This window comes from Acinetobacter sp. YH12064, from assembly GCF_013419735.1.
GTDB lineage: Bacteria > Pseudomonadota > Gammaproteobacteria > Pseudomonadales > Moraxellaceae > Acinetobacter > Acinetobacter amyesii.
Map to the genome: position 1 here is coordinate 132361 of NZ_VOZP01000002.1, position 19779 is coordinate 152139.

The following is a 19779-nucleotide window of genomic DNA, read 5'->3' on the forward strand; positions in this document are numbered from 1 at the left end:
TCAGCAACCTTTTATCAATATTAAATCCATCATGTTTAAGAAAACCCTTTTCCAGATTCACTGGTTCCTGGGGATTAGTGCCGGCTTAATACTCTCGCTCATGGGGGTTACAGGTGCCATTTATTCCTATGAACAGCAAATACTTAAAGCAATCAATCAGGACAGTTATGTGGTTCAGGCTCAACAGCAGCCTAAACTAACTCCTGCTGAGCTTTATCAGCACTTTAGTCAGTCTGATCCTGACATGAAAATTAATAGCATCTCTATTGCCTCAGATGCTACCGCCTCAAGTACCGTGAATATTGTCAAAGAAGGTGCTCGTCGTGGCTATAACATGATGGTTAACCCCTATACAGCCGAAGTTTTACCTGAAATCAAAGGTCAAAAATTCTTCCAGTTTGTACAGCAGCTACACCGTAATTTAACTGTTGGCCCTGTTGGTAAACAAATTACCGGCGCATGTACACTGATGCTGATTTATTTTGTATTGAGTGGTTTGTATCTGCGTTGGCCAAAAAGACATTCTGTAAAACAATGGCTTGCAGTAAAACCGAAGCTCAAAGGACGTAATTTCCTATGGGATTTACATGCAGTCGTCGGCACATGGGTGATTGTTTTTTATCTCATTTTGGCATGTACAGGTCTGTACTGGTCTTATGATTGGTGGCGTAATGGCATGTTTAAAGTCATGAGCGTTGAACGTCCACAGCCCCAATTGCAAGAAGGTCCAAAAACGAATGGACAACCTGCTGAACATGCGGGCGAAAAGCAAAGCGCTGAAAAACAAGCCACTGAAGCAGGACAAACTCGTGGTGAACACCAAGCACGTTCTGAAAGAAACCCTGCAACGTCGAGTCCCTCTGAACACGGCTCTCAAGAAAACAAACATGGTGCTGAAGGTCGCGGAGAAAAACGTGGTCTAAAACCAGAACAAGTGAATATTGCCCTTACCCAAAGTTGGAATGGCTTTAATCAAAATATTGGTCGTGAATACTCAAGTGTCACTTTTAATATTCCGAAAAAAGCCAATGGTGAATTAGAAATTAACTTTGTGGATGCCGTCCCTCAACATGAACGTGCTCGCAACAAAGCGACTTATAACTACAAAACGTCTGCTCTCACCGATATCGAGTTATACGAAGATAAAAAATTAAATGAAAAAATCATGACCAGCATGTTACCTGTGCATCGTGGTAGTTTCTTCGGACCGATTTATCAGTTCTTTGTGGTTATTGCATCCCTCATGATGCCGCTGTTCTTTGTCACTGGATGGATGCTCTATCTCAAACGTCGTAAACAGAAAAAACTGACACAGCAAGCTCGTCAAAGCTTAGCACCTGTTGCCATCGATCCAAACGCACAGCCTTGGTTAATTTGCTATGCATCACAAACAGGTCAGTCTGAACAATTGGCATGGCGTACAGCAACAAGCTTACAAGAGGCTCGTCAGCCCGTCACAGTGAAAGCTGTTCAGCAACTTTCTGCTGATGACTTAACGCAAGCCGCTCAGGTTTTATTTGTTGCAAGTACTTATGGCACTGGCGAAGCACCTGACCTCGCTTCAAGCTTTGAACGTAAACTGATGACACAAAGCCTCGATTTGAGTCATGTTCAGTTTGCCGTATTAGCTTTAGGTTCAGAAGAATATCCTGATACTTTCTGTAGCTTTGGTCATGCGATTCATCGTTGGATGCAGAGTAATGCGGCGAAGCCACTGTTTAACACGATTGAAGTCAATAATGGCGACACCCAAGCCATTCAAGCATGGAATAGCGCTTTAGCCAAAGCGACTAAACTTGAACTTCAGCACATGCAAATTGAAAAAACTTTTGATGCATGGACATTGACCAAACGTGATTTACTCAACCCGAACAGTTTAGGTGCACCTGCATTTAATATTGAGTTAAAACCGCAACATGAAGCCAATTGGCAAGCGGGTGATATTGCAGAGATTCAGCCGGGTAATAGTGCTGAACGTATTGCAAACTTCATGCAAAAGTATCAGATTCAGAGTCAGCAAGTGGTTGATTCTACTCAGCAACGCATTGAAGATGCATTATGGGATCGTAACCTAAACACGGATGTCGAACCATTTGCCAACCTTGATCACTTGCTCGAACAGCTTCCACCGCTTCCAACTCGTGAATACTCGATTGCCAGTATTCCAAGTCAGCAAGTATTACGCTTAGTGGTGCGTCAGCAATCCAATGCGGATGGTGAGCTTGGTTTAGGCTCTGGTTGGTTAACACAACATGCTGCGATCAATAGCACACTACAACTGCGTATTCGTACCAATGAATCATTCCATCTGATTGCAGATAATCGTCCTGTGATTTGTATTGGTAACGGTACAGGTATTGCTGGTTTACTCAGCCTGTTACATACACGAGTTCGTCAAGACTATACGCAAAACTGGCTGATTTTTGGTGAGCGCCAACGCGCACATGATTTCTTTTATCAAGACGTCATTGAAGCATGGCAAAACACCGGTTTAGTTCAACGCATAGACCTCACCTTCTCTCGTGATCAAACGGAGAAACGCTATGTGCATCATGAGCTACGTGATCAAGCGGCCTTATTAAAATCATGGGTAGAACAAGGTGCCGTGATTTACGTCTGCGGTAGTATCAATGGTATGGCAACGGACGTTGACCACGCATTGATTGATATACTAGGTGAAGATGTTGTTGCTGAACTGCGTCAAGCTGGGCGTTACCGTCGTGATGTTTACTAAGTAAGATGTTTTCCAATAAATAGTCCCAACTCAAAACCAGACCTCGTGTCTGGTTTTTTTCACGCTATACTTGGGCCAAATACGGATACTGCTTTAATTTTTTGCATGAAAAGAATACTACTGCTTTGTGTAGGCTTGCTGCTCTGCGTAGATGCCATTTGGTTACTTACATTAGATAAAATTCATTTAGGCATCCTTTTACCCTTAGTCATTGGGTGTATTTTTATTTTATCCGGACTATTTTCAACCCAAATCCACAATATTTTAGATCAATGCCCTAAACTCAAAAGGCTCTGGCGTGCTACATGGTGGTTGTTTTGGCTTTGGCTATTGAGCCTTTTACTGTTTTTTGCGTATTTACACTTCAATAGCCAGCAATCCAAGCCATTTACTTCCGTCCAAGCCATCATCGTTTTGGGTAGTGGTATTGAAAATGGTCAACCCTCTCCGACCTTAAAGGCGCGTCTCGATGCCGCAGCACCGTATGCCTTGCAACAACCCAATACTATTATGATCATGACGGGTGGTTTAGGCTTTAATGAAAAAATGACCGAATCTTCCGTTATGAAACGCTATTTACTTCAACACTATGACATTTCAGCGGCACGCATATATGAAGAAAGTAAAAGTACCAGTACAGAACTCAACCTGATCAATAGTAAAAAGATTTTAAAACAACATCAGATTTCTCTTGATGCCCCCATTGCGATTGCCAGTAGTGACTTTCACCTTCCACGTGCAAAAGCAATTGCACGAAAGTTAGGCTATACACAGGTGTATACCATTGCAGCGCCTACACCGCTGTACATCCGCTACAACTCTTGGCTACGAGAATATTTTGCCTTTTTGAGCGGTTTTGTACTTAACGAATATTAAAAAAAGCCCTTGTTTGATCAGTAAACAAGGGCTTTTTATGCTGTGAATAAACAATTAATTTAAACGAATGTTACGTGGCAAAGGAATTTTAAGGTTTTCAAAAATTTCTGGGCGCTGTTGATAGACTTGATATAAATAATTTTTAATATCTAATAGCATCTTTTCAGGCGCAACCAAAATATTTTGCCCTTCTGGGGTTAAATCTAAAGATACCGTAGTGCTCTCGCTGCGTAAAAACGGAATGACTTTTTCGATAAAGTCTTTTAATGAAATTTCCTGAATTTCATAATTGGACCAATTGTCTTTAATTAATAAACGTGCCAAACCACGATTTTGCCAAATGGCGAAGGAACGCTGACCTGTAGGTGTCGCACAAAGTGCCCAACCATCTTGATATAAAGCAATCACGCCACCTTGAGCGACCATATTTTCAATAAATTGTTTATAGGTTTCTTGAGGATTGTAATTTGTAGTTTGAGTTTTAGACGCTGCCTTGCGCTGATATGGATTTCTCATAGATCACATACAATATTAAAATTATTATAGAGCGGATTCTATGTAAATCAGAAAATTTAGGCAAGCTTTTGGATAAAGAAGTTTCTATAGAAGAATATGGTGGGCGCTGACGGGATCGAACCGCCGACATTCTGCTTGTAAGGCAGACGCTCTACCAACTGAGCTAAGCGCCCTGAGCGAAGAGTAACAAAGCGAAGCTTTGTCTGAGCGTAAGAGAAAAATCAAAGATTTTTCTAAAGGCACTCTCTTGAACAGAGATTTTTAAGATAAATGGCGCAGCGGACGGGACTCGAACCCGCGACCCCCGGCGTGACAGGCCGGTATTCTAACCAACTGAACTACCGCTGCATCACGTAGTTTCTTTCGAAACACAACCTATATCTTAAAAGATATGGTGGGCGCTGACGGGATCGAACCGCCGACATTCTGCTTGTAAGGCAGACGCTCTACCAACTGAGCTAAGCGCCCTTAAAGGGTACAACAATTATATTCTTTGTAATGGCGCAGCGGACGGGACTCGAACCCGCGACCCCCGGCGTGACAGGCCGGTATTCTAACCAACTGAACTACCGCTGCATCGCAAAAAATATGGTGGGCGCTGACGGGATCGAACCGCCGACATTCTGCTTGTAAGGCAGACGCTCTACCAACTGAGCTAAGCGCCCTCAAAAGGTCTATCATGTAAATGGCGCAGCGGACGGGACTCGAACCCGCGACCCCCGGCGTGACAGGCCGGTATTCTAACCAACTGAACTACCGCTGCACTTACACAATGTCGCTATTGTGGTTCAAACGAATTAAGATTTAAAGTGGCGCAGCGGACGGGACTCGAACCCGCGACCCCCGGCGTGACAGGCCGGTATTCTAACCAACTGAACTACCGCTGCACTCTAAATATCTTAACGCTGAAAAGGTTTGGTGGGCGCTGACGGGATCGAACCGCCGACATTCTGCTTGTAAGGCAGACGCTCTACCAACTGAGCTAAGCGCCCTTTTCAAAACATGTTCATCGTTTGATGAGGTGCATTATAGAGAATCCTCACGGTCTGTCAAACGCTTTTCTAACTCTTTTCCACTTTTTCTGTTTGAGTGATTAAAAAATAAGTTATATTGCGGAAAAATCAGTATTTTTGAACATTTTTTAGCTATAAACCTGTAAATTTATTATTAAAAATATGACTTATATTCTGCATCATTCACATAAAAAACAGTTTTTCGCGTGGACTCATAACTAATCATTCAGCGAACCGACGATTAATTCACCACACACTGCATTCTAAAACACATTAGTGTACAAAATACATTCAAACCTGATTTTCTGTTAGTTTACGAGCATTAGTCCTGACAAAAGTCCTGACAAAAAAACGCCTTTCAAACTCACTTTAATTCTTCAAACCATGGTTTGATGTCATGAATTTCGGCTTTCATGGCTTGTGCTTTTAACGACGTGTTCAATGTTCAGTGATGTAAACCAGCGCATTTAATGGAATCAGTTGATAAAGTTCTATAACATCGCTGTTTCGCATGCGAATACAACCATGTGACATCGGTATACCCATAGGCTCTCTATCTGGTGTGCCATGAATATAAATATAACGTTTATAAGTATCACAGCCCTCACCTGCATTAAAGCCGGGTTCTAAACCACTGAGCCATAATATTCGAGATAAAATCCAATCCCGATCAGGATATGATGCGGCAAGTTGCTCGTCGTAAACCTCTCCTGTCCATTGACGCGCTGTAAAAACTGCATTTTGAGGTTGTTGTCCACCAAACTTTTCAGCGACTTGATGCCAGCCACGTGGCGTCTTGCCACTATTTTCCTGTTCACCAATGCCATTTTTACCCGATGAAATGAGGTAAAATTTATTTAGCTTAGGCAAAGTTAAAGTTTGATCTTTCAAGTTAATCAGGATATCAGCTTGATCTTGGGTATATTCAGACATGCTCTTGCTCTTTCTGCTTATCTTTATCTTGTGGTTGTGTCTGCGGCGATGTTTCAATAGTCCTAATCTTATTTGGCTCTGGTCTTGTCCATAACCAAATGCCAACAATCAACATGGTTAAGTCAGTGAAAATCTTGACGGCAATCGGTGCAGAAGTAAAAAGCATAATCAGACCACTCACAAACATCATGATCGATGCAAACCATTTTGCTTTGCGGGGGACGGTGCCATTTTCGCGCCAAGCGCGTAGGGTTGGGCCGTATTTAGGATGATTCAACAACCAAGCATCCATTTGTGGCCAGCCTTTTGAAGCCGCCCATGCCGCTAAAATTAAGAAGACTGTCGTGGGCATTCCCGGCAATAAAGCCCCTATAAAGCCTAAAATGACAAAGACAACCACTAAGCTTCGCCAAAACAACGTCTTCATACCGCTACCCTGAACTTTCAATTCAGGTAGTATAAGATGTTTTTAACAATTATCCGTTGTTATTCTGCATTATTCAAAAGGTTTCAATATGGCTGTAGCCCCGACAACGTCGTCTTATTTTGAGCCATGGTTGCAATTTAAACAGCCCTTAGTTCGCCAATTGGCTTTCTGTATTGCTAGCCCAAATATTCTGCAGCAAATTCCCAATGAACTCGAAATCCGCTATCCCTTTCATTTTCATCCAAACGAGCTGTGGCAAAAACATTTTGAAGCCTACCTTCCCCGTTTAAAACAACTCGAACAACACCCAAGTGTATTAGTAGAATTTTTACAAAAATTAAAAAGTACTCGCCTTGGTTTACGTTTCGAAATGTTTATATGGTTTTGGCTTCTCGATCACCCATACCATCCCTACCAGTTACTCGGACATAGCATTCAAAAAATTGACGGCCCTCGTACAGTAGGTGAACTCGACTTTGTTTTAAAAAATACTGAAAGTGGTGAAGTTGAACATTGGGAAGTGGCTTTAAAATACTATCTAGCAGAGCGCGATTTTCAATTACCCTATTGGTATGGCTTAAATCGTAGTGATACTTTGGCTCGAAAGCTTAATCATTTTATCCAAAAACAATTCCAATTTGATGAAGCACTTGGGCAGCAGATTCAACAACGCTATTGCGTTTTAAAGGGTCAATTATATTTACCTATTCAGCTTACCAGCACATTACCAAACTGGGTCAATTCTGCGCGCAGAACAGGTCAATGGGGACATGTCATTCCGTCCATAAGTCAAGGTTTCTATCGCCTACAACGACATGAATGGATCTGCGTACAGCAGCAACCCACAAGTAAAACTGCACATTGGTGGACAGATGGTTTATATAAAAAGGACAGCGATGAAAGCTATTATATGTATAGATTACCACGCTTAGTTTTGCCTCAAACCACTTGAAATGGCAGAATACTAAATATAAAGCCTGATAGATAATTACATTTATTTACTCAACCACCGTAAAAACTACCTACTGTTCAATAAGCCTATTTTTTAATCTAAATCTCACAACAGAATAATTTAGTCCTCTAAAAATTATTCTTTCATAATGGAGATTACATTCTATGAAAAAAATTTTAGCTGCATCACTTATGGTTGCTTTCGTACTGACAGGTTGTAATACAGTAAAAGGTGTTGGTAAAGACGTATCTAAAGCTGGAGATGCTGTAACCAATACTGCTGAGAAAACTTCGGAAGAAATTCGCCGCAATTAATTTCTTTCCCAAGAATTTATAAAAGAGCCCTATTTTTTTAATAGGGTTTTTTTACGTGTAAATTTCCCTTCGCTTGTTGATTCGCCTATTATATTGCGACATTTTTGACTTCTGTATTTAGCATGACCTCAACAGCAACTCTTGATCTCAGCCTAGAACTACTTCGCCAACCGTCGGTGACACCAATTGACCATACCTGCCAGAACATTATGGCGGATCGTTTAGCCAAGATTGGCTTTAACATTGAAAATATGCGTTTTGATGATGTAGATAATCTTTGGGCACGTAAAGGGACTGAAGCACCAGTATTTTGCTTTGCAGGTCATACTGATGTAGTACCTACGGGTAACTTGGATGCATGGGGTTCTGACCCATTTCTTCCTGAAATTCGCGACGGTAAACTGTATGGTCGTGGCAGTGCAGATATGAAAACAGCGTTGGCAGCTATGGTTGTAGCGTCAGAACGTTTTGTTGCGAAGCATCCAAATCATAAAGGTTCGATTGCATTTCTCATTACCTCTGACGAAGAAGGTCCTTCGATCAACGGGACAGTTAAAGTTGTTGAAACGTTAGAAGCGCGTAATGAAAAAATGACGTGGTGTTTGGTGGGTGAACCTTCTAGCACCAACACACTCGGCGATATTGTTAAAAATGGTCGTCGTGGTTCGCTAAATGCCAATTTAACGGTTAAAGGTAAACAAGGGCATGTTGCTTACCCACATCTTGCGATTAACCCAATTCATACTGCGTCAAAAGCACTGGCTGAACTTTGCGATACCGTGTGGGATAATGGCAACGAATACTTCCCTGCAACGTCGTTCCAAATTTCCAATATTAATGCCGGCACAGGTGCAACCAACGTTGTTCCGGGCACGATGAATTTACTTTTTAACTTCCGTTATTCAACAGAAGTAACGGCAGATGAACTCAAAGCACGTACTTTGGAAATTTTAGATCGTCATGGCGTTGAATATGACATCTCGTGGACGTTATCAGGTTTGCCATTCCTAACCCCAGTAGGTGAGTTAGTAAATGCCGCACGTGATGCCATTCGAGAAGTTACTGGGACTGAAACTGAACTTTCGACCAGTGGTGGTACTTCTGATGGTCGATTCATTGCGCCTACAGGTGCGCAGGTGCTTGAACTGGGTGTTTTAAATGCCACGATTCACCAAATCAACGAACATGTCAATGTGGCAGAACTAGAGCCGCTTTCTGAAATTTACGAAAAGATTTTAGAAAATCTTTTGGCCTAAACATTTCCCGTAAAGATATAAAAAAGGAACTCCATAGAGTTCCTTTTTTATATCTCTTTTTTGCAAATATTAAGCCGCTTGAAGCCCAATGCTGTTTTGAATATTAGCTAAATTTGGAATATGAAATACCTGATCGGCCATGCGTACATATTGGAAAATATTGGCGTCTTTCACAGGTTTTTCTTCATCAACCACTTCAGAAATACGCAGACGAATGGTTTTCGGCATTTCATTACACATCAGTGCAAAACGCTGTCCAACATCATCGCCTTCAATCACCAAAGCCACGCCCTGATTTTTTGCAGGATCATTGACCGAGAAAACAGGCAATTTCAATTCATGCCATTCAACAAAAGGAACCTTGGTTGCACTATCGAGCGCTGAAAGCACAATATTTTGTGGCAACAACATTGGCTCTTTACCATGACAATCAATGATATACGCATCGATAAATCCGGTAGATACCGTAATGAGATGTTGCAATTCCTGTTGATCAATTTTATCGCTGACAATCTGAGAAACAGTATTTTGGCTCATAGATTACCCCTGCTTTTCTGCAATTAAAGCTTCAATATTGGCAAGCAATTCAGCTTCTTGGAATGGTTTACCCATATAGTGAGTCACACCTAAGCTAAATGCACGCTCACGATGTTTTTCACCTGTACGTGATGTAATCATAATGATTGGCAGGTCACGGTGAATGTCATGGTGACGAACTAAGTTTGTCACTTCGAAACCATCCATACGTGGCATTTCAATATCGAGTAGCATCAAGTCTGGACGGACATTTTCAAGCTGCTCAATTGCATCCACACCATCTTTCGCTGTCACAATGTCATAACCTTGACGTTCAAGTAAGCGTGAAGTCACTTTACGTACAGTTACCGAGTCATCGACAATCATCACTAAACGACGCGCATTGGCTTGACGGCCCAAATCACGCTGTTCAGCTGAATGTTTAACACGCTGCGTAGTTTGAATTTGACGTGCAATATTTTGCCCATCCAAAATCAAACATACATGACCATCACCTAGAATCGTGGCACCTGCAATCGCGGCTACACTGGTAAATTGTTGACCAATTGGTTTCACCACGATTTGAGAACGTGAACCCACCAGCTGATCGACCAATAAAGCAATGGTTTGACCACTGTTGCCTTTAATTAGTAGTACAGGCAATGAATGGCCGACATTATTTAAACGTGGAATTGGCTGATTACCCACAAACTCTGATAGATAACGTAGTTTGTAATTGGTGTTGTCAATTTTAAACACGTCATCCTTACTATTGAAGTAAGTTTCGAGTGCCGTAGGTGCAATACGGACAATACGTTCAATTTGCGCTAATGAAATCGCATATTGCTGATCGCCCGCTTTCACCATCAAGGCATCGCTGACCGCTACTGTGGTTGGTACACGAATGGTAAAGGTCGTCCCTTTACCTAACTCAGACTCAACGGAAACATGACCACCCAAGGCTTTAATTTCACTTTGCACCACATCCAGACCAACACCACGACCCGAAATTTGCGTTACCGATTGTGCCGTTGAGAAACCTGGATGGAAGATCAATTGCAAGATTTCTTGTTTATCGAGGAACTGATCCGCTTTGATTAAACCAAGTTTTAAGGCTTTGTCTTTAATTTTGGTTTCATCAATCCCTTTACCATCATCACTGAAAGACACCAGTACATCAGTACCCTGACGACTAATGTTCAAGACGATGCTACCTACTTCTGGCTTTTTTAAAGCCAAACGGTCAGCAGTATCTTCTAAACCATGGTCGACCGCATTACGCAGCATATGTTCAAATGGTGTCACCAAACGCTCTAAGATCGTACGGTCCAATTCACCTTCTGTATTTTGAACAATCAATTCTGCAGGACGGTTCAAGGTCGAAGAAGTTTGACGCACGATACGTTGTAAACGTGGTAACAAACGATCAAATGGCACCAAACGGGTACGCATCAGACTTTCTTGAATTTCTGACTGAATACGTGATTGTTGTAATAACAAACCTTCCGCATCACGGATTTTTTCTGCCAAAGTACTCTTGAAGTCAACCAAATCCGACGCAGATTCGGCTAGAGATTTTGACAATTGGTTAATCGATGAATATTGGTCCATCTCCAATGGGTCGAAATCCGCATAGCGTGAATTTTCAGAACCATGTTTGGCAATAATTTGTGACTCAAGCTCACCATCCATTCGACGTAACTGGTCAGCAAGTCGCTTAATCGCCAACTCCATTTCATTCAAGGTATTGCCTAGCTGACCTAAGTCCATTTCAATACGTGAACGGTTAATCGAGTTCTCGCCTGATAAATCAATCATCTTCTCGACGAGATCAGCCGAGATCCGAATCATCTCATTGCTATTATCAGAAGAATTGGCTTCAGTCCACTCACCCAACATCGATGGCGGTTCAACACCATCACCCTGAATAAATTCAAAGCCTTTGCTGACGATACCTTGTTCCAATTCTGCAACACGGTTTGGCAGTTGAACCGTAACATCCACATATTGAATGGACTCTAAGCTCAATTTGATGCTGTCAAAATTACTATAGTCATGGTTGAAGATCGCTTCTTTTAACCATGCTAACGTCGTTTTGAGTAAGCCGTCATATGCATTTGAGTTGAAATGATGAACCGCGAAATGCTCAAACGTCGTCTCAAGTTGATACGCAATTGCGGCAACAGGTTCATTTTCAACCATACGCGCACCACCCTTAATACTGTGGGCAGCACGTTGTAATTGAAGCAATACGTTACGGTCACTACGTTGTTCAGTCCATTGATTTAATAATTGAACGGCTTGTTCAAGAATTTCCTCAGACTCTTCAAGGAAGGTTTCTTCCATTACAGAACGTAGATCGTCATCTGGATGCTCAACATGTTCAGCAACCGCATGTTCAAGATCTTCAACAGCAGACTCAGTGTGAGCAGTCGTTTGAGCTTCAATCACTGCTTCTGCAGTGTCTTCAGCAGCATCCATCGGCTCTGACACCGACACATCTGGCTCTACTGTAGCTTGTAGAGTTTCAGCTGAAATAGGAGCCGAAGCCAATGCAACAGGTTCTGAACGCTCTCCTGCCACAATTGACTGAATATTCCTTAGAATATCGATCACATTGTCCGCAGGGTAGTCGATCCCTTGGTCACGAATGGTTTGAATACGATCTGAAATATCATCTTGCACCAAACGAATAATTTGAATTAACGCAGGAGTATTCGAAATTTGCTGACGAATAATGCGCTCATAAATTGATTCCAATTCATGCGAAATCAAACCCACATGAGACGCGGCAATCATATTTGCACCACCTTTTAAGGTATGCAAATAGCGCATTAAATTATTCAAAGCTGAAGTATTGGTTTGATCGCGCGTCCAAGTACTGAGGTCTTGGTCAATCCCCACCAATAATTCTTCAGCCTCTTCAATAAAGATCACCAAAAGATCTTCATCAAAGTCATTATTCGCATCCGCCGCTTGCATCTGTTGATGATCAAGTTGAATACGCTGACTTAATTGTGCAAAGTCTACTGCTGTTGTATTTGGAACAGCGGCTTTATCTTCTGCAGTGGCAACAGGTTCAGCAACTACATGGGCTTCTGGTGTTGTCGTCGCTACAACTGCTTCAATGTCTTGTTGAACAAATGCAGTCAGCTCATTTAAGAAACGTTGAACATCTTCACTTAACACCACACGCTGACCCGCAGCTAAAGTGTCAAATAAGTGAATAAACTCCTGATGTGCTTGCGCAAATAACTCATAGCCATAATCAGCATGGAGTAATTCAGGCTTTTCAACTAAAGACTGATATGCTGCACGCAGTTGAGTTGTGAAATCATGGATTCCAACAGACGCACGATTATCCGTATGTTCAATCAACTCTAAAGCTTGCTGACTGAGCTGTTGAATATAGTCAGGGAATTCAACAAGGGCACGTTTATCAAACTCAAATTCAGCATCTAATAACTGATCAATATTTAATTCGATTAGTTTAGAAACCAAACCTTGCGGATTATCTTCAGGCGCCAATTGATCTTGGCTAGCAAAACCATAATCATCCCAAGCAGCTTTGAAGGTTTCATAAATAGATGCAAGATTTGCCTTATCCCCTGAACGCAGCACGTGCAAATAATCACGAACAAATTCAGCATATTGAATCAATAAAGCAGTTTCTTTCGAGCTCGATACGATTTCGTCTTGTAATAAGGTTTTGAATAAGTTTTCAACTTTTGAACTGGCTTCAAAAATCTCTTCGATTTGCGCCATCGACGAACTACCACGCAAGGTGTGTAGCGCGCGAATCAAACCATTATAATCTTGTGATTTACTGTCATCAGATTGGAGGAACTGATCAATCGTTTGTAGATGTTCTTCAGCTTCTTCAATAAAAATGCTCACTGTCTCTTCGACCAGTGATGCATCTGCATCTACTTGTTCAGGAGCAGGTTCTGATTCAACAACCGCATCAATCGTGTTTTCAAGCACTTCTACAGGTGCTGTAGCTTCAACATCAGTCAGTTCTAAACCAGTGACACCATCTTCAGATTTTAATTGATCTGCCAGTTTTAATAATTCTTCGAGTGCAGGCTCAAGGCTGATATTTTGTTGTAATTGTTGCCCCATTAAAACCAATGGGCGTAAATCAACATCCAATTCGGCAACATTTTTAAACCGTGGATAGAGCTTATATTGATAAACATTTAAAACTGTTTGTGCAAACTTTTGAACGGTCGGCGTTAACTGTACTGAACCCGCAATGACACGGTTCAGCGTATCTTCAACTGCCCATGCAGTTTCACCCGCCGATTTTGCCCCGACCATACGACCTGAACCTTTCAGGGTATGGAAATGACGACGAATCGTCGTTAAAGTGTCTTTATCTTGTGGATTTTCCAACCAAGTTGTAAATAAACCCGCCAGCTCTTCAAAGATTTCTTCTATTTCTTCAACAAAAATCTCTAAAATTTCTGCATCTTGATCAAGATAACTATCTTCAGGAAGCGTAGTTGTTTCAACTAAATTTTTTAATATTTCTTTCATAGCTAAGGCTTCTTATGTTTTGCCACCAAGAAGGTTGCTCAAACTTAATTGTAACCATCACCTAAGACTTAACTGTGACGTTAAGTTCACCTTATCGATGTGTTATCTGTAATCGGTGCAGTACCCTAGCCGCAGCTAAGGTACTACAGGTTTGCGCCTGACTTACTCTGGGAGTTTAAAGTCAGATACAGATTCACGTAATGATTCAGCCATATTCGCCAATTCAGATACCGAACGTGCAGTATCAAATGTTGCACTGGTAGTTTGCGAGGTAATTTCTTGTACAACGTTCATCGTTGTCGCAATATGACCTGCAGAAGCAGACTGAAGTTTTGCAGCATCCGAAATGTTTGCAATCAGTTTCGCCAAGTTACCCGATACAGACTGAATTTCATCCAGTGCTACGCCGGCATCCTTAGACAAGTTCGCACCACGTACAACTTCCGAAGTCGTTTGTTCCATTGAAATTACGGCTTCGTTGGTATCCGTTTGAATGGTTTTTACCAAGCCTTCAATCTGTTTGGTTGCAGACGCTGAACGTTCCGCAAGACGCTGTACCTCATCTGCTACCACGGCAAAACCACGACCTGCTTCCCCCGCCATTGACGCCTGAATTGCTGCGTTTAATGCCAAGATGTTTGTTTGGTCGGCAATATCGTTAATCAGTGCGACAATGTTACCAATCTCTTGAGAAGACTCACCCAAACGTTTAATACGTTTTGAGGTTTCCTGAATCTGTTCACGAATCGTGTCCATACCTTCAATTGAACGGTTTACGACATCTGCACCGTTTGCAGCAATTTGTACAGAACGTTCTGCTACGACAGCTGATTCTTCAGCGTTCGAAGATACTTGGTCAATCGACATTGCCATTTCGTTAATCGCGGCAGATGCACCAGCAATTTCTTGCGCCTGATGTTCAGATGCTTCTGCAAGCTGGTTGGTAATACCCTGCGTATTCGCGGTATATTGCGCAACTTCTTGAGAAGTTTCTGTAATACGCGATACAAGGTCACGTAATTGGTCGATTGCGAAGTTAATCGAGTCGGCAATCGCACCCGTAAAGTCTTCAGATACCGTCGCATACGAACGTAAGTCACCGTCTGCAAGATCGGCAATTTCATCGAGTAAACGTAAAATCGCGTTCTGGTTACGGTCATATTCTTCTTGAAGACGGGTTACACGGAATTTATCCGATTGACCACGTAAAGAAAGAAGTTTGAACACACAGATCAAGAAGGCTGTTAAAGCAAGAATCAACAGTACCGCAGGTAAAATGGTTTTCAAGCCTGTGCTAGAAGACAATTGATTTAAGTTGTCCAATAATTTGTCTGACTCAGCAAAAATTTGTGAAGATGCTTTACGTACGTTCACAATTTGCGTTGAGTTTTTCAAAATTGTCGCAGCCGCTGATTTTAATACATCGTCATATTCAGCTTTAATACCTTCAAGTGACTCACGTAATTCAGGGCTTTCAATACGTTGTACACCAAGCTCTGTACTACCATCCAATTGGGCATTTAAGTACAAACCGAAGGTTTCAGTATCGGCACTGAAGTCATCTGCAGACTCACGTGAACTATCAGAACCGGAAAGCACCGAGCTGATCGAACGTAAAATACGTTCAGCAATGAATACCTGGTTTTTCGCAATCACCACCTGGTTCGAAGGCATGTCTTGACGTGCCATTTGGTCGACCATCAAGTTATATTCCGCCTGAATCCCCGGAATGGTTTCACCAATCGCGATGTTCGTGTCATATAATTTATTAATGATTTTTTGTTGCGAAGTAATCAAGTCAATACTTTTTGAAACTTCAGCCCACTGCGTATCTACAGATTTCAGCGCATCTGTATTTGCATGAATGTCTTTTACAGTTTCTAAGTTTTCTTTGAACGAATCTTGAGAGGCAATTAATTTTTTCATTGCATCTTCAGTACCTGATGCTGTTGCCTCAGTTGCTTGACGCGAAATTGTTTGCGAAAGAAGACGGAGTTCACCCAAACTTTGCGTTAATTGGTTACCGCGAGGAACGCTATAGAATAGGTATAATAAAATAATCGTTGCCAGTACTAATGAACCAATCGCACCATAAATAAATGGTTTGGATTTTTCACTATCACCAAAAACTCGAGATAATTGATCTGTCTGTGATTGCAGTTTTGCCAGAAAAGCATTACCGCCTTTACGACCACTGGTGCTTTCACCCGTATTTTTCTTTTTAAGTTTAAAGCCCATTCAGCTTCTCCCCGATTACGCCTTCTTTCGTTCGTGCGCGACAATTAATTTATAAATTTTATAGATGCGTTCATGTATTTTGGATTTTGCAGTAAACGACTGAAGAGAAATACATTCCACTGCTGGTTATGCTGGTGGAAATACCCCTGACAATATTCCTGCAAATTTCGATCCAACTCATTATGTTTAGAAAAATAACTTTTCTTATTAAAGTGTTGAATACCCAAAACTTGATCGACTACCAAACCGACATAATGGTCATTATGACTAATACATAAAACTTTTTGAGTGGGTGAAAAACTACTTCGATGACCGGTTATATATTGTGCTAGGTCAGACAAAGAAAGTAAGCGTCCCCGAATATTGGCTAATCCCATCACCCAAGGTTGGGTATTGGGAACTGGCGTATATTTTGGTGGGTAGATCACTTCAGATACTTCACCTAAAGGAGCAACGTAATATTGCCCCATCATCTCAAAAGCAATGCCTGACCATCGGTTTACTTCATTTTCAGTGGAAACGTAGTTTTTGTTTCCTCGTTTTGCGATTCGAAGTAATTCGATAAATCCATTTGCTGCCATAGAGCTTTATCCTGCATTGAGGTGTTGCTTAATCACATCAATTAATTGTTTTTCGTCTACAGGTTTAGTTAGATAATCAGAAGCACCTTGGCGTTTACCCCAAACACGGTCAGTTGCCTGATCTTTGGTACTTACAATGACAATCGGGATATGTTTGGTGGTCGCACCACGTGCAATTTGACGTGTTGCTTGGAATCCATTCACACCCGGCATTACCACATCCATTAAGACCAAATCAGGTAACTCAGCTTGAGCCATTGTCACCCCGTCTGCCCCATTTGAAGCTTCAATCACTTCAAAACCGTGTTTACCTAAAATTTCTTTAAAACGGAATGTTTCTGTTGGTGAATCATCAACGATTAGGATACGTGCCATGCTTTTTCCCCAAAAATAAAAAATCTAATTAAGCTGTAACGTGATTACGGATTGCATTCAGCAATTCATCTTTACTGAATGGCTTAGTCAAGTATTCATCAGAACCTACAACACGACCCTTCGCCTGATCAAATAAACCATCTTTACTTGAAAGCATAATCACAGGAATATTTTGATAATTTTGAGAGTTTTTAATCAGGGCACAAGTTTGATAGCCATCTAGACGTGGCATCATTATATCGACAAATACGATATCTGGATTCGCATCTGCAATTTTTGAAAGTGCTTCAAAACCATCTACAGCAGTGACTACTTCACATCCTTCACGCTGAAGCAGCGTTTCGGCCGTACGACGAATGGTTTTTGAATCATCAATTACCATGACTTTTAGATTTTGGAATTTATCGTCCATTTATTGACCCTACCCATTGAGGATGTACAAACAATTAAGTTAGCAGCATTATTATTTACAAGTTGTGAACATTTTTAACATATCTTTACTTGCGTTTTCAATGAACATTTTCTGCGCAAACACACAAGATTTCTTGTTTTTATTAACTGCTTCACACTTTCCGATGACCAACGATTTTTTTTTAACTTGGAATAGTATTTAATTGTCTTAATTAAGCATATTATAGCAAGATTATTACTTTAAAATAAGTAATTTAGTCAACTTTAAACTGGGGAGTACAAGGTTGAGTCCGCTTACAAAAAAAATTCACTTGATTGGCCTTAAACATTTCTCAAAAAAAGTCATCCTGACGACTTGTTTACTAGCTTATACCCCGCTTTTATTTGCTGCACCAACCAATTCGCAGCAACCACAAAAGGCGAGTTGGTATCGTTACTATGACAGTAAAGGTGTAGCAAACATCAGTACCAATGTGACACCAAATCACATCCGCTATGGTTATGAAGCACTTGATCAAAATATGCAAGTGATTAAACGTAACCGCCCCTACAATGCTGAAGCTGACATTAGACAAGCTCCTCAGCGTGCTGCCCAAGCACGTCAGCAAGCGTCAGATATCAAACTTAAAAAAGCCTATACCAATAGCCGAACTGCAGCCATCAAAAAGCGTGATGCACTGACTGGTATACGTAAACAGATCGTGTTTGAACAAGAACAATTAAAACAATTACAAAATGATCGTGTATTATTTGTTCGCCAAGAACGTGAACATTTTCGAAAAGGTGAAACCGTTCCGGCAAAATTAAAAACAATGTTGGATAATAATCAAAAAAATATGGTAGCGAAAAAAGAATACATTCAATCGTTACAAACTCGCTATCGAAATACAGAAGCTGAATACGACAGAATTATTACGCGTTTAAAAGCGATGGAATAAACTTGTTATTCAATTGCTTTTGTAGACCGCTGATATAAGGACCATTATGCACTCTGCACAGCAATCATCCCCATTTTTAAAGCTTAGCCTGCTTTGCATAAGCCTGACTTTGGCTGCATGTCAAAAAGAAGATCCGCAGCAAAGTGTTAAACCAGAAAATAAGATTGAATTGATTCAACAAGATCTGGTCACGATCGAACAAGGCAACGCCATTTCAAAAACAGCCTTTACAGGTACCATTCGGGCGGTCAATCAGAGCAGTATTCAAGCCCAAGTCACTGCGACTGCAACCAATGTTAATGCAGAAGTCGGACAACGTGTCAGCAAAGGCCAAGTGTTGGTGCGTTTAAATAATCAAGACAATGCCGCACGTCTTGCTCAATCTCAAGCAAACCTTGCATCAACGCAAGCTCAAGCCAATCAAGCCAAACTGATGATGGAACGTAAACAGCGTTTGCTGAATCAAGGCTTTATTTCCAAAGTAGAGTTTGAACAAAGTCGTGTCGATTACCAAGCTCAAATGGAAAATGTTCGCGCTCAACAAGCCAATGTCGATATTGCACGTAAAGCCAATCAAGATGGTACCATTTATAGCCCTATCCAAGGCGTGATTACCAAACGTGATGTTGAACCGGGACAAACAGTTGCTGCCGGACAAACCCTTTTTGAAATCGTCAATCCAGACCAATTAGAAATTCAAGCCAAATTACCAAGTGATCAGCAAGCTGCACTGAAAATTGGACAAAAGATTGAATATAGCATCCAAGGTAATAGCAATTTACTCACAGCACAAATCAGCCGAATTTCACCGATTGCCGATCAAGCCAGTCGTCAAATTGAATTTTTTGCAGCCCCAAATGAAACCATTACGTCATTAAGTATTGGTGCTTTTGTCGAAGGTCACATCTTAGGTACAGATAATATTTCAGGCCAAAAAATTCCACTCGATACCATCCAAAGTCTAAAAGACCAACCTTATGTCTGGGTCATTCGTCAAAATAAAATTACCAAAGTACCAGTACAAATTTTGAATCAGAGTTATAGCAATAACACCGCGATTGTTCAGGGCTTACAAAATAGCGATCTGATCAGCCGAATTAAATTTAATGATTCAGATATCAAACAAGATGTAAGTATCAGCCAAAATTAAAAGAATAAGG

16 protein-coding genes and 8 tRNA genes are annotated in these 19779 nt (G+C 41.2%); 7 read left to right on the plus strand and 17 right to left on the minus strand.

The window, feature by feature from the left end; all coding sequences use genetic code 11:
* The first annotated feature begins 31 nt into the window (after positions 1-31).
* Both FTU13_RS02285 and FTU13_RS02290 read left to right on the plus strand, forming a co-directional pair.
* The gene (locus FTU13_RS02285) at positions 32-2734 is read left to right on the plus strand and encodes a sulfite reductase flavoprotein subunit alpha (RefSeq protein ID WP_180126239.1); all 2703 of its coding nucleotides are present in this window, start codon (positions 32-34) and stop codon (positions 2732-2734) included.
* Between the two features lie 105 nt (positions 2735-2839).
* A complete protein-coding gene (locus FTU13_RS02290) occupies positions 2840-3610 on the plus strand; it encodes a YdcF family protein (protein WP_180126238.1) in 771 nt (256 codons plus the stop codon).
* 54 nt (positions 3611-3664) lie between these two features.
* On the opposite strand, the gene FTU13_RS02295 is transcribed toward FTU13_RS02290, so the two are convergent.
* The 11 genes from FTU13_RS02295 to FTU13_RS02345 all read right to left on the minus strand — a co-directional run bounded on the left by FTU13_RS02295 (position 3665) and on the right by FTU13_RS02345 (position 6499).
* Positions 3665-4126, minus strand: a complete 462-nt coding sequence (locus tag FTU13_RS02295) for a DUF2750 domain-containing protein (protein ID WP_180023173.1) — start codon at positions 4124-4126, stop codon at positions 3665-3667.
* A gap of 97 nt (positions 4127-4223) precedes the next feature.
* A tRNA-Val gene (locus tag FTU13_RS02300) sits at positions 4224-4299 on the minus strand.
* Positions 4300-4397: 98 nt separating this feature from the next.
* A tRNA-Asp gene (locus FTU13_RS02305) sits at positions 4398-4474 on the minus strand.
* Between the two features lie 44 nt (positions 4475-4518).
* Positions 4519-4594, minus strand: a tRNA-Val gene (locus FTU13_RS02310).
* Positions 4595-4625: 31 nt separating this feature from the next.
* Positions 4626-4702 (minus strand) — tRNA-Asp (locus FTU13_RS02315).
* A gap of 13 nt (positions 4703-4715) precedes the next feature.
* A tRNA-Val gene (locus tag FTU13_RS02320) sits at positions 4716-4791 on the minus strand.
* Positions 4792-4812: 21 nt separating this feature from the next.
* Positions 4813-4889, minus strand: a tRNA-Asp gene (locus tag FTU13_RS02325).
* A gap of 47 nt (positions 4890-4936) precedes the next feature.
* A tRNA-Asp gene (locus tag FTU13_RS02330) sits at positions 4937-5013 on the minus strand.
* Between the two features lie 29 nt (positions 5014-5042).
* A tRNA-Val gene (locus FTU13_RS02335) sits at positions 5043-5118 on the minus strand.
* A gap of 459 nt (positions 5119-5577) precedes the next feature.
* Positions 5578-6072, minus strand: a complete 495-nt coding sequence (gene elsL / locus FTU13_RS02340) for a cell wall-recycling L,D-carboxypeptidase ElsL (RefSeq protein WP_180126236.1) — start codon at positions 6070-6072, stop codon at positions 5578-5580.
* Positions 6065-6499 carry a YbaN family protein gene (locus tag FTU13_RS02345; RefSeq protein ID WP_180004991.1) on the minus strand — a complete coding sequence of 145 codons (435 nt, stop codon included), beginning with the start codon at positions 6497-6499 and terminating at the stop codon, positions 6065-6067. Before FTU13_RS02345 ends, elsL begins: the two co-directional genes overlap by 8 nt.
* An 88-nt stretch (positions 6500-6587) precedes the next feature.
* Between FTU13_RS02345 and FTU13_RS02350 the strand changes: the two genes are divergently transcribed.
* The 3 genes from FTU13_RS02350 (at position 6588) to dapE (ending at position 9021) form a co-directional block, all read left to right on the plus strand.
* Positions 6588-7451 (plus strand): DUF1853 family protein, encoded by an 864-nt coding sequence (locus FTU13_RS02350; protein ID WP_180126234.1) that lies wholly within the window; start codon positions 6588-6590, stop codon positions 7449-7451.
* A 164-nt stretch (positions 7452-7615) separates the two neighbouring features.
* Positions 7616-7765, plus strand: coding sequence for an entericidin A/B family lipoprotein (locus tag FTU13_RS02355; RefSeq protein WP_078191053.1), 150 nt, complete (start codon positions 7616-7618; stop codon positions 7763-7765).
* Between the two features lie 122 nt (positions 7766-7887).
* The gene (gene dapE / locus FTU13_RS02360) at positions 7888-9021 is read left to right on the plus strand and encodes a succinyl-diaminopimelate desuccinylase (protein ID WP_180078161.1); all 1134 of its coding nucleotides are present in this window, start codon (positions 7888-7890) and stop codon (positions 9019-9021) included.
* Positions 9022-9090: 69 nt separating this feature from the next.
* Here the strand turns inward: dapE and FTU13_RS02365 are convergent, their stop codons facing one another.
* The 6 genes from FTU13_RS02365 to pilG all read right to left on the minus strand — a co-directional run bounded on the left by FTU13_RS02365 (position 9091) and on the right by pilG (position 17682).
* Entirely contained in the window at positions 9091-9558 is a 468-nt protein-coding gene (locus FTU13_RS02365) for a hypothetical protein (RefSeq protein WP_180126232.1), read from the minus strand.
* Positions 9559-9561: 3 nt separating this feature from the next.
* Complete coding sequence (locus FTU13_RS02370) at positions 9562-14076, minus strand: Hpt domain-containing protein (RefSeq protein WP_180126230.1); 4515 nt, start codon at positions 14074-14076, stop codon at positions 9562-9564.
* Between the two features lie 162 nt (positions 14077-14238).
* Positions 14239-16314, minus strand: a complete 2076-nt coding sequence (locus FTU13_RS02375; protein ID WP_078192256.1) for a methyl-accepting chemotaxis protein — start codon at positions 16312-16314, stop codon at positions 14239-14241.
* A gap of 44 nt (positions 16315-16358) precedes the next feature.
* Entirely contained in the window at positions 16359-16895 is a 537-nt protein-coding gene (locus FTU13_RS02380) for a chemotaxis protein CheW (RefSeq protein WP_180126228.1), read from the minus strand.
* A 6-nt stretch (positions 16896-16901) separates the two neighbouring features.
* On the minus strand, positions 16902-17270 hold the full coding sequence (locus FTU13_RS02385; protein WP_078191059.1) for a response regulator: 369 nt from the start codon (positions 17268-17270) through the stop codon (positions 16902-16904).
* A 28-nt stretch (positions 17271-17298) separates the two neighbouring features.
* A complete protein-coding gene (pilG, locus tag FTU13_RS02390) occupies positions 17299-17682 on the minus strand; it encodes a twitching motility response regulator PilG (RefSeq protein ID WP_078191060.1) in 384 nt (127 codons plus the stop codon).
* A 346-nt stretch (positions 17683-18028) separates the two neighbouring features.
* Here pilG and FTU13_RS02395 point away from each other — a divergent pair, with 346 nt between their 5' ends.
* Together FTU13_RS02395 and FTU13_RS02400 are read left to right on the plus strand one after the other, a co-directional pair.
* Positions 18029-18619 (plus strand): hypothetical protein, encoded by a 591-nt coding sequence (locus tag FTU13_RS02395; protein WP_257226683.1) that lies wholly within the window; start codon positions 18029-18031, stop codon positions 18617-18619.
* A gap of 46 nt (positions 18620-18665) precedes the next feature.
* A complete protein-coding gene (locus FTU13_RS02400; protein WP_180101814.1) occupies positions 18666-19769 on the plus strand; it encodes an efflux RND transporter periplasmic adaptor subunit in 1104 nt (367 codons plus the stop codon).
* The last annotated feature ends 10 nt before the right edge of the window (positions 19770-19779 follow it).

Excerpts from the sequence above, each read along its gene's own strand:
- FTU13_RS02285 (WP_180126239.1), top strand. The coding sequence starts at position 32 with ATGTTTAAGAAAACCCTTTTCCAGATTCACTGGTTCCTGGGGATTAGT.
- FTU13_RS02290 (WP_180126238.1), top strand. The coding sequence starts at position 2,840 with ATGAAAAGAATACTACTGCTTTGTGTAGGCTTGCTGCTCTGCGTAGAT.
- FTU13_RS02295 (WP_180023173.1), bottom strand. The coding sequence starts at position 4,126 with ATGAGAAATCCATATCAGCGCAAGGCAGCGTCTAAAACTCAAACTACA.
- elsL (WP_180126236.1), bottom strand. The coding sequence starts at position 6,072 with ATGTCTGAATATACCCAAGATCAAGCTGATATCCTGATTAACTTGAAA.
- FTU13_RS02345 (WP_180004991.1), bottom strand. The coding sequence starts at position 6,499 with ATGAAGACGTTGTTTTGGCGAAGCTTAGTGGTTGTCTTTGTCATTTTA.
- FTU13_RS02350 (WP_180126234.1), top strand. The coding sequence starts at position 6,588 with ATGGCTGTAGCCCCGACAACGTCGTCTTATTTTGAGCCATGGTTGCAA.
- FTU13_RS02355 (WP_078191053.1), top strand. The coding sequence starts at position 7,616 with ATGAAAAAAATTTTAGCTGCATCACTTATGGTTGCTTTCGTACTGACA.
- dapE (WP_180078161.1), top strand. The coding sequence starts at position 7,888 with ATGACCTCAACAGCAACTCTTGATCTCAGCCTAGAACTACTTCGCCAA.
- FTU13_RS02365 (WP_180126232.1), bottom strand. The coding sequence starts at position 9,558 with ATGAGCCAAAATACTGTTTCTCAGATTGTCAGCGATAAAATTGATCAA.
- FTU13_RS02370 (WP_180126230.1), bottom strand. The coding sequence starts at position 14,076 with ATGAAAGAAATATTAAAAAATTTAGTTGAAACAACTACGCTTCCTGAA.
- FTU13_RS02375 (WP_078192256.1), bottom strand. The coding sequence starts at position 16,314 with ATGGGCTTTAAACTTAAAAAGAAAAATACGGGTGAAAGCACCAGTGGT.
- FTU13_RS02380 (WP_180126228.1), bottom strand. The coding sequence starts at position 16,895 with ATGGCAGCAAATGGATTTATCGAATTACTTCGAATCGCAAAACGAGGA.
- FTU13_RS02385 (WP_078191059.1), bottom strand. The coding sequence starts at position 17,270 with ATGGCACGTATCCTAATCGTTGATGATTCACCAACAGAAACATTCCGT.
- pilG (WP_078191060.1), bottom strand. The coding sequence starts at position 17,682 with ATGGACGATAAATTCCAAAATCTAAAAGTCATGGTAATTGATGATTCA.
- FTU13_RS02400 (WP_180101814.1), top strand. The coding sequence starts at position 18,666 with ATGCACTCTGCACAGCAATCATCCCCATTTTTAAAGCTTAGCCTGCTT.